Raw genomic sequence first — 13,013 nt, forward strand, 5'->3', positions numbered from 1 at the left:
AATCGCCAAGACACTAAAGGGCGCGCCGGATAGGGCCGGGCCGGACAGCCTTCCGGGACTTTGGGAAGCGGGGAAAACGTGCGGCGGAAACGCCGGAATAGCCGGGGCGAGAAAGGTTGGGCAAGCTGGGGACGAGCGAGAATAGGCATGGGGGAGGATGGGCAGGGGAAGCCGCAATAAGTATACGGTACCTGAAATAATGCGAGTAGCGGCGTGGCGGCGGTGACTCTTTTGCGAAGCGAAGGCCTGGGGAAAATTGTAAAAGTTAGCTTGTTGAAAAACCCGGACGAAAACATAAGAACAAAAAATGTCGCTATTTCGGCGATATCCCCCATGTTGAGCGAAATAGAGGAACATTTTGTCGTTATTTTCCTAAATCGCGGAGAACTGACCACCTTTCGCACCGTTCATTGAAAAATAAGGACATAAAATTCCGCTAAGGGTGATGATCATGCTCAAATCCGGAAAATAGGAACATAAAGTTCCGCTATTTTTTATGCTCAAAACCAAAGCGGCGCTTGGCATCAGGAAGAGTACAGCTTCTTCAAGTATGGTTGCCATTCTAAACTTAATACACTCCGTCGCCTGTTATTTCAAAAAGGCCAAGCCCGGCGGCATTGGCCGTGAGCTTGACCTCTAAAAACGAACTAGTCTCATTTAATTGGTACTTTACCACGCTTTTCGCAAACGGGCGATGTAGAACCCGTCCGAGTGGAAGTCCTGCGGCAAAATTTGCAGCCCTTCCGCTACCCGGCCGGCGGCTTCGGCAAGCGGCCGCCGCTCCCAGCCGGCCGGCTCCTCCGCCGCCAAAGCGAACTCCGGATGGCGGTCCAGGAACCGCTGGACCATCTCGGCGTTTTCCCGGGGTTCGATCGTGCAGGTGCTGTAAACGAGGATGCCGCCCGGCTTCAGCAGTCCGCTCACCGCGTCCAGCAGCCCTTGCTGCACCCCGGCGATCTCTCCAATGTCCCCCGGCGTTTTCGCCCATTTCAAATCGGGCTTGCGGCGGATCACGCCAAGCCCTGAGCAGGGGGCGTCGAGCAGGATGCGGTCGAACGATTCCGCTTCAAAGCGTTCGTTCAGCTTCATCGCATCTCCCGACAACGCCCGCACGTTCCCGAGCCCCAGCCGCTGGGCGTGGTCTTCAATCAGCTTGGCCTTGTGCGGATGAATATCGTTTGCCACAACCTCGCCGCCGCCCTCGAGGATTTCCGCCATATGGCACGTTTTCCCGCCGGGCGCCGCGCAGCAGTCCAGGACCGACATGCCCGGCTGCGGATCCACCGCTTCGGCCACCAACATGGAACTCTCGTCCTGAACGGAGATCAATCCTTCCCGGTACCAAGACGTCAGCGCCATGTTCCCGCCGCTATGTACGATGATGCCGTCCGGCGAAATCGGGGAAGCGGAAGCCGTGAGACCCTGCCCTTCCATCAGCCGCAGTATCTCCTCCCGGCTCGCCCGGGCCCGGTTGACCCTGACGCTGACCGAAGGCGGTTCGTTGTTGGCCCGGCAGATGGCCTCGGCCGTGGCTTCCCCGTACTGTTCGATCCAGCGGGCGACCAGCCATTCCGGATGCGAGTGAGCCAGGGCGATCCGGCTGACCGGCGGCAGATCTTCCGGCAGGGTCAGTTCCTCCTTCCGGCGCAACACGTTGCGCAATACACCGTTGACCATCCCGGAAATGCCTTGATGCCCCTTCTTTTTGGCGATATTGACCGCCTCGTTGACGGCGGCATGCGGAGGAATCCGGTCCAGATAATGAAGCTGGTAGAAACTGAGCCGCAGCAAATTGCGCACCCACGGAGCAAGCTTGCCAAGCCCTTTGGTTACGAAAGGCGCCAGAAAAAAGTCGATCGTATTCAACCGTTGAATCGTACCGTAAACGAGCTCGGTCGCAAGACCCGCATCAGGCCCGGACAGACTGGATTTTTGCAGCGCCCCGTTCAGCAGCAGGTTGCTATAGGCTCCTTCCTGCTCGACGGCGGTAAGCACCTCCAACGCAACGCCGCGGGCGGAAGGTTTCCCCTGTCTGCGGGCCGCTCCCCCCGAGGAGCCAGCACTGCGCCCGGCCTTCTCTTTTTGAGACCCGCCGCCGGCGCCTGCTTTTGGAGCAGAGCTGCCCCCCGCATTTGAAGCGAAACCGCCCTCGGCGCCTCCCTTTCGGGCGCTACCGCGCTCCCTGCCATTTTTTCCTCCGCCAACGCCACCGCTTAGGCTCATCCCAATACCGTTCCTTTCTTCATCACGCCGCCGCGCACGAACTCCGCGGCTTCCATCGCTTTTTTGCCGGCCGGCTGGACGCGGGTGAGCAGCACGGAACCGTCCCCGGTTTGCACCTCAATGCCGCGCGCCGACAAATCGAGCACCGTCCCGGGAGCTTGTCCGGGCGCGGCCCCGTCCGCCGATCCAGAAACTCCGCCTTCCGCAGGCTTGGCAACCGCCCATATTTTAAACACTTCGCCGTTCCATAACGTAAAACCGCCGGCAAAAGGAACAAGCCCCCGCACCCGGTTATAGATGTCCCGCGAAGAAGCCGTCCAGTCGATGCGCTCATCCTCGCGGCTCAAATTCGGCGCATACGTCGATTCCTCATCGTTTTGCGGAATCCGCCCGGCCTTGCCCGCCACGATCAGCGGCAGCTGCTCCAGCAGCAGCCCGGCGCCCGCCTGGCTCAGCTTCTCGAACAACGTGCCGGACGTGTCCTCGTCCGCGATCGGGACGATGGACTTCGCGATCATGTCGCCGGTGTCCAGCCCCTCCGCCATATACATCAGCGTGATCCCGGTCTCCTTCTCGCCGTTTATGATCGCACGTTGAATCGGCGCGCCGCCCCGGTATTTCGGGAGCAGCGAGCCGTGAACGTTAAGGCAGCCGTAACGGGGCAAATCGAGCACCGCTTTGGGCAAAATTTGTCCGTACGCCGCCGTGACGATCAGGTCGGGCCGATAGCCCGCCACCTCCGCCACCGCCTCGGGCGCCCGCATCCGCACAGGCTGCAGCACGGGCAACCCGTGCCGCAGCGCTGCCTCTTTGACCGGCGTCGGCGTCAGCACCTTTTTGCGCCCCTGCGGACGATCCGGCTGGGTCACGACGGCGGCCACATCGTACCCTTCGCGCAGCAAGGCCTCCAGGGAAGGAACCGCAAACTCCGGGGTTCCCATAAAGACGATCTTCACCTGCGACGTCACTCCTTCTCTTCACCTTCCGGTGTAATTTCGTATACTTTTTCGGCCACATCGGTGTAAAGAACCCCGTTCAAATGATCGATCTCATGCTGAAAAGCTCTAGCCAGCAGCTCAGATCCGGTATATGTGACTTCCTTCCCGTTGCGGTCAAGGCCTTTGACCGTCACCGTCATCGCCCGGCGCACATCGCCGCGATATCCCGGGATGCTTAGGCACCCTTCGGGCCCGAACTGCTCCCCTTCCTTGGACACGATCTCCGGGTTGATCAGCTCGATCAGTCCGTGCTCATCGCCCACGTCCACCACGATCATCCGTTTTAAAATGCCGATCTGCGGGGCGGCCAGCCCCACGCCTTCCGCGTCGTACATCGTATCCGCCATATCGCTCAAAATCTTCTGTACGTTCGGCGTAATTTTCGTCACTTCTTTGGCTGCCTTATGCAGCACTTCATCCGGTTCTTTTACGATAATGCGTATCGCCATATGGCACTTCCTTCCGTCGCTTCATGAGCTTTTTGAGTATTATTTACATTAAAAAGGCCCAGTACATTCTTCAAAAAATATATATGCCGTAAACCCGCGGTTTGATCATAAAGTGTATGCAGCCATTACATCAGCATTTGCGGATCGACGTCGATGCTGATTTGCAGATTGGCGTCACGCAGGCCCGCCAGCGTCGCGGCCGCCGTCTCCCGCACGAGGCCGACCGCGTCCAAATCGCCGCGGTACTTCACCATGCACTGGAACCGGTAGCGGTTTTTGATGCGCGGAATCGGCGAGGCGACCGGGCCGAGAATGTCCAGCGCCGCCGGCGTAAACCGGTCCAGGCTGCCGAACCAGCCGAGGCGCTGCGCCTTGACCCGCAGATCGCCGGCGAAATTTTCCGCCATCCGCAGCAGCAGCGGCAGCTTCTCATGCGAAAGCGTGACCAGAATCAGCCGGCTGTACGGCGGATAATGCAGCGCCTTGCGGTGCTTCAGCTCCTCGCGCACGAAAGACAAATAATCGTGCCCGCTGGCGTGGACGATCGAATAATGCTCCGGTATATAGGACTGGATAAACACTTCCCCCGGCAGCTGATGGCGCCCGGCGCGTCCCGCCACCTGCGTCAGCAGTTGGAACGTTTTTTCCGCCGCGCGAAAATCGGGGAAATTCAGCGCCGTATCCGCCGCGATCACACCGACCAGCGTCACGTCGGGAAAATCCAGCCCCTTGGCGACCATTTGCGTCCCCAGCAGCACGTCGCCTTTTTTCTCGCGAAACGCCTGCAGCAGCTTCTCGTGCGCGCCTTTTTCGCTCGTGGTGTCCACATCCATGCGGATGACGCGCATGCCCGGAAACAGCTTGGCCAGTTCAGCTTCGACCCGCTGGGTGCCCGTTCCGAAGTAGCGGATATGCTCGCTGCCGCATTCCGGGCATACGGATGGCGCCGCTTCGGCGTAACCGCAATAATGGCAGCGCAGGTTGTTCGATTTTTGATGGTAGGTGAGCGAAATGTCGCACTCGGGACAACCGGCGACGTAGCCGCAAGTCCGGCACATCACAAACGTGGAGTAGCCGCGCCGGTTGAGGAACAGCACGGTCTGTTCGCCGCGCTCGAGGCGGGCTGAAATCCCCCGGTGCAGCGCGCGGCTGAACATCGAACGGTTGCCTTCCTTCAGTTCTTCCCGCATGTCGACGATTTGAACCTCCGGCAGCCGGCTGCCGGACGGACGCTGCTTCATTTCCAGCAGCACCGGAGCAAAGCCGCCATGGTCCCCGCCTGCGGAGCGGGCCGCATGATAGCTCTCCAGCGACGGGGTTGCCGAGCCTAATATCACCGCGGCCCCGTGCTGCCGGGCGCGCCGGACGGCGACGTCGCGGGCGTGGTATTTCGGCGTCTCCTCCTGCTTGTAGGAGGTTTCATGCTCCTCGTCCATGACGATCAGCCCGAGCTTGGCAAACGGCGCAAACACCGCCGAACGTGCCCCGATCGCAACCTCTACGCGGCCTTCGCGGATTTTCCGCCACTCGTCGTACCGCTCCCCGCTGGACAACCGGCTGTGCATCACGGCAACCTTGCCGCCGAACCGCCCTTTGAACCGCTCGACCATCTGCGGAGTGAGCGAAATTTCCGGCACGAGCACGATCGCCTGGCGCCCCAGGGAAAGACAGCGCTCAATCGTTTGCAGGTACACCTCCGTTTTGCCGCTGCCGGTCACCCCGTGCAGCAGAAAAACTTCGGGCCTCCCTGCGTCAAGCGCCGCGGCCAGTCGATTATATACGATCTCCTGCTCCGGCGTTCGTTCCAGCGGCACGCTGCTCTTAAATCGCCGGCCTTGGTAAGGGTCGCGGAACACTTCGACGTCTTCGATGACAGCGTAGCCTTTTTCCGCCAGCTTCTTCACCGTGCCTGCCGTCACCCGCAGGGTGGACAGCAGCTCCTGAAGGGACAGCGGCATGCCGACCTCCAGCAAAAACTGCAGCACTTCCTTCTGTCGTTTGGCCTGCGCCCCGAAGGAAGCGAGCGCATCTTCCGCCGCCTTGCCGCTAACTGCCGCGGCCACGCTTTTCACCGTTTTTTTGCCGACCTTGTCCTTGATCGCCTGGCTTTCCGTCAGCACGCCCCGGTTCAGCAAATCCTTGATGATCGCCGCCTGGTCCGGAAACCGGCCGCCAAGCTGGGTCATCGTCACGGTGCCGGACGCCTTGACATGGGCGACGATTTCTTCCTCTTCCCGGGTCAGCAAAGCCGACAAAGAGGGCAGGCTGCCGGTTTCCCGGCGCAGTTCCTCTTCCTCCTGCCCGCCCCGAAACGGCTCCGCTGCGCTTCCCGCCGCGATCAGCTCCGCTGCGCCCCCGCTTTCCGGCGCATCCTCCGGCTCGGCCGCGCGGATATACCTTTCCGCCTTGCCTTTCAACGCCGACGGGATCATCGCCTGCAGCGCCGAAATCATGCTGCAGGCGTATTTCCGGCTCATCCACTCCGCCAGCTCCACGAGATCGGGCGGCAGGGGCGGCAGCAGGTCCAGCAGCTCCTGAACCGGCTTCATCCGCGCCGGATCCATTTCCGGCTGTTCATGCAGCGAAACGACAAAGCCCTGCACCGTGCGGCGTCCGAACGGGACGCCGACCCGGCTGCCGACCTCGATCCACCCCGCCAGCGGCTGGGGGATCAAATAATCAAAAGGCCGGTCGGTTTCCCGGCTCGGCACATCCACGATCACTTTGGCCATTCGGTAGGTCATCGGCCCGTACCCTTCAATCGGCCGGCCGCAAGCTCCATAATCCGCATGCCCACTTCGTCTTTGGCGAGCCGGGGCAGCGAATCCACCAGTCCGTTCGCATCATAAATGTTGACGATGTTGGTTTCGGCGCCGAATCCCGCTCCCTCCGCGGTGACATCGTTGGCGACGAGCAGATCGCAATTTTTGCGCTTCAGCTTGTCCATGGCATGCTGCTCAAGATTTTCCGTCTCCGCCGCAAAGCCGATCAGCAGTTGGGTCGTTTTCTGTTTCCCGAGCGTTTCCAAAATATCAATGTTCTTCACCAGCTCCAGCACCAGGGAATCACCGGTTTTTTTGATTTTGTTCGGCGCGGTTTCCTTTGGCCGGTAATCCGCCACAGCAGCAGCCTTCACCAGGATATCCGTATCGGCCCATTCCCGAAGGGCGGCTTCGTACATCTCCTGCGCCGAGGAGACGCGCGTCAGGGAGATCCCTACAGGCGGTTGCGCTTGCGTTGTTCCGGCGATAATCGTCACGTCCGCCCCCAACTCCCGGGCCGCTTTGGCAATGGCAAAGCCCATTTTGCCCGAAGAGTCGTTGGTGATATAGCGGACCGGATCGATCCGCTCGACCGTGCCGCCGGCGGTCACGACGACTTTTTTGCCGGCAAGCGGCTTTTCCGCCCGCTTGGCCTGGCGCGCAAAATAGCCGTTCACCACGGCCGCGATCGACTCCGGCTCTTCCATCCGCCCTTTGCCCGTATAACCGCAGGCCAGCAGCCCTTCGCCCGGCTCGATCATCATGACCCCGCGCTCCACGAGCTCAGCCATATTGCGGACGACCGTCGGGTGCTCGTACATATGCACGTTCATCGCCGGAGCAAGCATGATCGGCGCCTGCGTGGCGAGCAGCGTCGTCGACAGCATGTCGTCGGCGATTCCTGTGGCCATTTTGGCGATGATGTTGGCCGTCGCCGGAGCGACCAGCACGAGATCGGCCCAATCGGCCAAATTGATATGCGAAATCGATTCAGGGTGTTTTTCATCAAACGTGTCGGTGTACACGAAATTTTTCGATAAGGCCTGCAGCGTCAGCTCCGTGATGAATTTTGTCGCCGACCGGGTCATGATGACGCGGACCTCCGCTCCTTCTTTCACCAGCTTGCTGGTTAGCGACGCCGCTTTGAAAGCGGCGATTCCGCCGGTGACGCCTAGCAAAACTTTTTTGCCGGATAACATCGGTATCCCCTGCCTTTCTCCCAAACCAAAAAAATAACAACCTCGCGGTTGTTGTAAAGCAGCCCGGAGGCCGGAATTTATTCGTTTTCTGCAGGCTGTTCCCCGTCGTTTTTGATCTTGACGTAGTCGCCGTAAATCTCTTCGAGCGCAATACCGACCTGCTTATGCGATTTCGGCTGCTTCAGCTCGCTTTTGTCCCCTTCGCGCAGCAGTCTGGCGCGGCGGGATGCTGCCACGACCAGGGAGTATTTGCTCCCTACTTTGCCGAGCATCTTGTCAATGGATGGATACAGCATAACGTAACACCTCTTCTTATTGGCTGATCGCCGGATTTAGCACTTTCCTTGTTTGCGGATTCTGCAATGTTCGGCGATAACGATGGATTGTATTCTTTGGCAGGCATGATCGATTTCGTCGTTGACGACGGCATAATCATAATTTTCCATCAGTCCGATCTCATGAGCGGCCACCGACATGCGGTGATCGATCGTTGCCTGGTTTTCCGTTCCCCGGCCTTGAATGCGGCCCTTCAGCTCGTCAAGCGAAGGCGGGAGCAGAAACACGAACACGCCCTCCGGGAATTTCTCCTTCACCTTGAGCGCACCTTGAACTTCAATCTCCAAAATAATGTCCTTGCCGCTAGCGATCGTCTCCTCCACGAAATCCCGCGGGGTACCGTAAAAGTTGCCGACGTATTCGGCATACTCCAGCAGCTGATCGTTTTCGATCATCTCCAGAAACTGCTCGCGGCTTTTGAAAAAATAGTTCACGCCGTTTTCTTCGCCAAGGCGAGGCTGCCGCGTCGTCGCGGAAACCGAATAAATCAAATCCGGCATACGCTTGCGCAGTTCGCTGCAAACCGTTCCTTTCCCGACGCCCGACGGTCCAGATAACACAATAAGTAACCCTTTAGACATAATTCTCTCCATTTTATTCGTCGTTGTCTTCATCTTTGGTCGACAGCCGGTGGGCGACTGTCTCCGGTTGCACCGCCGACAAAATAACATGGTCGCTATCCGTGATAATAACCGCGCGCGTCCGCCGCCCGTATGTAGCGTCAATCAGCATATGGCGATCTCTCGCTTCCTGAATGATCCGCTTGATCGGCGCAGACTCCGGGCTTACGATCGAAATGATTCGGTTGGCCGATACGATATTTCCGAAGCCGATGTTAATAAGTTTAATTCCCATGTTCAGGTAGTTCCCCCTATATACTTGACTCCTACTCGCGTCAAAATACGTTATTCGAGATTCGCGGCTTGCTCGCGGATCTTCTCCAACTCCGCCTTCATTTCGACGACAAGGTTGACTAGAGCCAAATGATTGGCTTTAGATCCAATCGTATTGGTTTCCCGGTTCATTTCCTGTATGAGAAAATCCAGCTTGCGCCCTATCGGTTCAAAAGCCTGCAGCAAACTGCGGCATTGCTCGAAATGGCTCTTCAAGCGGATCAGCTCTTCGTCGATATTGGAGCGGTCGGCAAATACGGCCACTTCCATCGCAAATCTCTGCTCGTCAAAACTTCCCTCAAGCAGTTCGGAAAGCCGCCCCTTAAGCCGGCTTCTGTAATCATTCACAACCTCCGGAGCGAGGCGCACCAGCTCGCCGTGAATCGCCTCCAGGCGGGCCAGCCGCCCGCTTAAGTCGGCAACGAGGTTCCGGCCCTCGCGCTCGCGCATGCCCAGAAGCCCGATCAGCGCTTCCTCGAGACCGTCCTGCAGCACCCGTTCCCACTCCGGTTCGCTTTCGCCCGCCGGCGACAGCTCGGGAGCGGTCAACACGTCCGGCAGGGAGAGCAGGTCTTTGGCGCTCAATTTAGCGTCCACCCCGTAACGGCGGCCGAGCTCTTCGGCGGCCTGCAGGTAAGACTCCGCGACCGGAGCGTTCAACACCAAAGGCAAAGCGCTTGTATCGTCACGCTCTTTGCTGATGAAGACATCGATGCGCCCCCGTTTTACGCGGCGTTGAACCAGCCGTCGCAGCCCTTCCTCGTAGCATGACCACTCCCGCGGCATACGCAGAACGATTTCCGCGTATCTGTGATTGACGGATTTTATCTCGAATTGAACGATGTAACCGCCGTAAGATCTGACGGCCCCACCGTATCCTGTCATACTGTGCGACAATGGCATCACATCCGTTATCCTATTGTAAATGATTATGTGGAGCGAGACAAGTGGGACGCCCCTTGTTTCGATTTCTCCTTGACATAATTCACCAAAGCGACATTCATTTCATAGAACATAAACGGGGTCATTAAATAAATGCCGTTAAAATGCTCCATCGCCGTGTCGAGCAGTTCCTTGGCGATTTCCACGCCCGCTTTGCGCCCTTCGGGACCCTGCAGTCCCTCCATCCGCTTCAGAATCTCCTCCGGCAGCTGGATGCCGGGTACCTCGTTATGCAGGTATGCGGCGTTTTTGCCGCTGGCCAGGGGCATGATGCCGATAAATATCGGAATATCCAGATGCGCCGTCGCTTCTTTGATCGCCACGATCAGCTCCGGATCATAGACCGGTTGGGTCATGATGTAATCGGCGCCGGAGGCGATTTTTTTCTCCAGCCGCTCAACCGCTTTATGCAAATGCTTCACGTTCGGATTAAAAGCGGCGCCAACGACGAATTTGGCTTTCTGCTTCAACGGCTTCCCGGAAAAAGAGGTTCCGTCGTTAAGCTGCTTGATCATACGGATGATCTCAAACGACGTCAAATCGTAGACGGAGCTTGCGCCCGGCAAATCCCCGAACCGCGCCGGATCGCCCGTCACGGCCAGCACATGGTCGATGTCCAGAGCGTCAAAACCCATCATATGCGACTGCGTGCCGATCAAATTGCGGTCCCGGCAGGCGATGTGTATGAGCGGGCGGAGGCCCAGCTCGGACTGAACGAGATGCCCCAAAGCCATGTTGCTCATGCGCGTCACGGCCAGCGAATTGTCCGCCAGCGTCAGGGCGTCGACGCCCGCCGCCTTAAGCGCGGCCGCTCCTTCCATAAACTTGCCGATATCCAGATCGCGCGGCGGATCAAGCTCGACGATGACGGTGTGCCGTTCCTTCGCCAACTCGACAAGGCTCGGACGGTCCCGCCGTACCTGACCGCCGCCTGGGGAAAGTCCGGATTCCGTCTCCGGAGCCTCGGGCTCGTTCAAGGTTACGGACGAACGCGCCTCGGGGAGCTGACGTTCCTTCTCCAGCGGCGGCGCGGCGTAGCCAAGCAGCGCTTTCGCGGTTGCCGCGGTATGCTCCGGCGTCGTGCCGCAGCAGCCGCCGATCAGCCGCGCGCCCAAATCGGCGAACGCTGCCGCGTTTTCACCGAAATATTCGGGGGTTGCTCCATATACATATTCTCCATCCACGTAATCCGCCAAACCTGCGTTCGGAAATACGGACATCGGAACGTCCAGCGGGCCGTTCAATTCGGCCATCACGCTCATGATCCCTTTCGGGCCGGAATGGCAGTTGAAGCCAAGCACATCGGCGCCTTCCCGAAGCAGCGTGCCGAACGCTTCCGGCATCGCAAATCCGTCCAGCGTACGGCCGACCTGGTCGACGGCGAACTGGCAGATGACCGGAAGATCGGTCAGATGCCGCGCTTTCCCCAACGCGATCCGCATTTCCCGCAAATCGTAAAACGTTTCGAACAGCAGGGCGTCGACCCCTTCTGATAAGAGCGTGGCGATTTGCTGTTCATAATAAGCGCCCAGCTCCTGCGCCGTGACGTTCGCCCGCTTTCCGCCGCGGATCGAACCGACCGCGCCCGCCACATAAGCTTCATCCCCCGCGGCTTCCCTTGCAATGCGCACGGCGGCGCGGTTGATTTCCTCCACTTTCTCCTCCAGGCCGAACCTGGACAATTTATAGTAATTTGCCGAAAACGTGTTGGTCTCGATCAACCGGGCTCCGGCCCTGATGTATCGCCGATGCACGTCGCCGATGACATCCGGGCGCAGCAAATTGAATTCTTCATAGGAAATGCCGACCGGAAAGCCCAGATGGTACAAATACGTGCCCATGGCTCCATCGCCGACAATGACTTCGTTTTTCAGCGCCTCGCGCAAATTCGGCTTCATGCTCGCTCCTCCTGACCGCCTGACGTAAACTATTATCATATTAATCTAACATAAATTAATAAGAATGGTAAGATAGAATATGATGCGTTTGGAAGAAAACTTTCGTTTTGCTGTATACACCCATGGTTTAAGCCTTAGGAGGAAGCAACCGTCCTGACATAGAGGTATTTTGTGGCGTTATTTTTGCAAATTTGCCCCTCGCTAATAAATTAGAGGAACTTTTGGTCCTTATTTTCTTATTAGGCTTGAAAAACCGTCGTTTTGCCCCTATCCGGCGAAAAATAGAGGAAAAAAGTTCCTCTATCTCGCACCCGTTCCCTATTTGGCAAAAATAGCGCCCTTTTTTACCGTTATTTCCGCTGCCTCCGCAAATGCAGGTCACAGATCTTAAAAAAGCCGGGCCCCTAACCACGGGTGTCCCGGCTTTGTTTGCCGCCTGCTGCAACGCTGGTCAAACGGCATTTAGATTTCTACGCTGCCCTTGTACACCGCTTCCGCCGGGCCGGTCATATATACGTGGTTGTCCCGTTCATCCCATTCGATAAACAGGTCCCCGCCCTTCAGCCCGATCCAGGCCGCCCGGTCCGTCAGCCCGTTCAGCACGGAGGATACCAAGGTGGCGCAGGCGCCCGTTCCGCAGGCGAGCGTAGGTCCGGCTCCGCGTTCCCAGACGCGCATTTCCACCCGTTCCCGGCTCGTTACGGTCGCGAATTCGACGTTGATTTTGCGCGGGAAATAAGGATGGACCTCAAGCTTTGGCCCCCATGTCGTCAAATCGAAGTTCGGGGCGTCGTCCACATAAATGACGCAATGCGGATTGCCCATCGACACGGCCGTGAAGGAAAATTCGCGCCCCCCCGCCTCGATCGGCCGGTTCAGCACCGGGCTTTCCTCCAGCGTGGTCGGAACGGCCAAACCGTCTAAAATCGGTTCGCCCATATCGACGCGCACCGTTTTGACGGTTCCGTTCTCCACCTGCAGGCTCACCTGCTGTACGCCCGCGCCAAGCGTTTCGATCGTCACGTTTTCTTTGCCGACCAAGCCGTTGTCGTATACGTACTTGGACACACAGCGGATCGCATTGCCGCATTGCTCGGCTTCCGTACCGTCCGAGTTGATGATCCGCATTTTGAAATCGGCCTTCTCCGACGGAAGGATAAACACGAGACCATCCCCGCCGACCCCAAAATACCGGTCGCACCATTTTACCGCCAGCTCGGATACATTTTCAGGCAGTTCCGTATGCCCGTAAAAAACGAGAAAATCGTTGCCCAGTCCATGCATTTTCGTAAATTCCATCTTAACCCCACTCC

General features: G+C 58.3%; 12 protein-coding genes. All 12 read right to left on the minus strand.

Annotation, left to right across the window (positions count from 1 at the left end; translation table 11 throughout):
• Positions 1 to 372: 372 nt before the first annotated feature.
• The 12 genes from EHV15_RS29170 to dapF all read right to left on the minus strand — a co-directional run bounded on the left by EHV15_RS29170 (position 373) and on the right by dapF (position 12,999).
• Positions 373 to 561, minus strand: a complete 189-nt coding sequence (locus tag EHV15_RS29170; RefSeq protein ID WP_128634323.1) for a hypothetical protein — start codon at positions 559 to 561, stop codon at positions 373 to 375.
• A 108-nt stretch (positions 562 to 669) separates the two neighbouring features.
• The gene (gene rsmB / locus EHV15_RS29175) at positions 670 to 2,223 is read right to left on the minus strand and encodes a 16S rRNA (cytosine(967)-C(5))-methyltransferase RsmB (RefSeq protein WP_128634324.1); all 1,554 of its coding nucleotides are present in this window, start codon (positions 2,221 to 2,223) and stop codon (positions 670 to 672) included.
• Positions 2,220 to 3,179, minus strand: coding sequence for a methionyl-tRNA formyltransferase (gene fmt / locus EHV15_RS29180; RefSeq protein ID WP_128634325.1), 960 nt, complete (start codon positions 3,177 to 3,179; stop codon positions 2,220 to 2,222). Before fmt ends, rsmB begins: the two co-directional genes overlap by 4 nt.
• Before the next feature lie 8 nt (positions 3,180 to 3,187).
• Positions 3,188 to 3,670 (minus strand): peptide deformylase, encoded by a 483-nt coding sequence (gene def / locus EHV15_RS29185; RefSeq protein ID WP_128634326.1) that lies wholly within the window; start codon positions 3,668 to 3,670, stop codon positions 3,188 to 3,190.
• 125 nt (positions 3,671 to 3,795) lie between these two features.
• Positions 3,796 to 6,414, minus strand: a complete 2,619-nt coding sequence (priA, locus tag EHV15_RS29190; protein WP_128634327.1) for a primosomal protein N' — start codon at positions 6,412 to 6,414, stop codon at positions 3,796 to 3,798.
• On the minus strand, positions 6,411 to 7,631 hold the full coding sequence (gene coaBC / locus EHV15_RS29195; RefSeq protein ID WP_128634328.1) for a bifunctional phosphopantothenoylcysteine decarboxylase/phosphopantothenate--cysteine ligase CoaBC: 1,221 nt from the start codon (positions 7,629 to 7,631) through the stop codon (positions 6,411 to 6,413). The genes priA and coaBC overlap by 4 nt, the downstream gene beginning before the upstream one ends.
• A 77-nt stretch (positions 7,632 to 7,708) precedes the next feature.
• Complete coding sequence (gene rpoZ, locus EHV15_RS29200) at positions 7,709 to 7,927, minus strand: DNA-directed RNA polymerase subunit omega (RefSeq protein ID WP_128634329.1); 219 nt, start codon at positions 7,925 to 7,927, stop codon at positions 7,709 to 7,711.
• Positions 7,928 to 7,963: 36 nt separating this feature from the next.
• Positions 7,964 to 8,548: a guanylate kinase gene (gmk, locus tag EHV15_RS29205; protein ID WP_128634330.1), complete on the minus strand. Its 585-nt coding sequence runs from the start codon at positions 8,546 to 8,548 to the stop codon at positions 7,964 to 7,966.
• A gap of 13 nt (positions 8,549 to 8,561) precedes the next feature.
• Positions 8,562 to 8,822 (minus strand): extracellular matrix/biofilm regulator RemA, encoded by a 261-nt coding sequence (gene remA, locus EHV15_RS29210; protein ID WP_036621599.1) that lies wholly within the window; start codon positions 8,820 to 8,822, stop codon positions 8,562 to 8,564.
• Between the two features lie 50 nt (positions 8,823 to 8,872).
• Positions 8,873 to 9,757 carry a YicC/YloC family endoribonuclease gene (locus EHV15_RS29215; RefSeq protein ID WP_128635601.1) on the minus strand — a complete coding sequence of 295 codons (885 nt, stop codon included), beginning with the start codon at positions 9,755 to 9,757 and terminating at the stop codon, positions 8,873 to 8,875.
• 32 nt (positions 9,758 to 9,789) lie between these two features.
• A complete protein-coding gene (locus EHV15_RS29220) occupies positions 9,790 to 11,700 on the minus strand; it encodes a bifunctional homocysteine S-methyltransferase/methylenetetrahydrofolate reductase (RefSeq protein WP_128634331.1) in 1,911 nt (636 codons plus the stop codon).
• A gap of 462 nt (positions 11,701 to 12,162) precedes the next feature.
• The gene (dapF, locus tag EHV15_RS29225) at positions 12,163 to 12,999 is read right to left on the minus strand and encodes a diaminopimelate epimerase (RefSeq protein WP_128634332.1); all 837 of its coding nucleotides are present in this window, start codon (positions 12,997 to 12,999) and stop codon (positions 12,163 to 12,165) included.
• Positions 13,000 to 13,013 lie beyond the last annotated feature (14 nt).

This window comes from Paenibacillus oralis (genome assembly GCF_003863965.1).
Lineage (GTDB): Bacteria > Bacillota > Bacilli > Paenibacillales > Paenibacillaceae > Fontibacillus > Fontibacillus oralis.

What these genes read in the sequence shown, in the direction of transcription:
- remA (WP_036621599.1), bottom strand. Translation starts at nt 8,822, where the DNA reads ATGGGAATTAAACTTATTAACATCGGCTTCGGAAATATCGTATCGGCC.
- priA (WP_128634327.1), bottom strand. Translation starts at nt 6,414, where the DNA reads ATGACCTACCGAATGGCCAAAGTGATCGTGGATGTGCCGAGCCGGGAA.
- rpoZ (WP_128634329.1), bottom strand. Translation starts at nt 7,927, where the DNA reads ATGCTGTATCCATCCATTGACAAGATGCTCGGCAAAGTAGGGAGCAAA.
- EHV15_RS29220 (WP_128634331.1), bottom strand. Translation starts at nt 11,700, where the DNA reads ATGAAGCCGAATTTGCGCGAGGCGCTGAAAAACGAAGTCATTGTCGGC.
- dapF (WP_128634332.1), bottom strand. Translation starts at nt 12,999, where the DNA reads ATGGAATTTACGAAAATGCATGGACTGGGCAACGATTTTCTCGTTTTT.
- rsmB (WP_128634324.1), bottom strand. Translation starts at nt 2,223, where the DNA reads ATGAGCCTAAGCGGTGGCGTTGGCGGAGGAAAAAATGGCAGGGAGCGC.
- EHV15_RS29170 (WP_128634323.1), bottom strand. Translation starts at nt 561, where the DNA reads ATGGCAACCATACTTGAAGAAGCTGTACTCTTCCTGATGCCAAGCGCC.
- def (WP_128634326.1), bottom strand. Translation starts at nt 3,670, where the DNA reads ATGGCGATACGCATTATCGTAAAAGAACCGGATGAAGTGCTGCATAAG.
- gmk (WP_128634330.1), bottom strand. Translation starts at nt 8,548, where the DNA reads ATGTCTAAAGGGTTACTTATTGTGTTATCTGGACCGTCGGGCGTCGGG.
- coaBC (WP_128634328.1), bottom strand. Translation starts at nt 7,631, where the DNA reads ATGTTATCCGGCAAAAAAGTTTTGCTAGGCGTCACCGGCGGAATCGCC.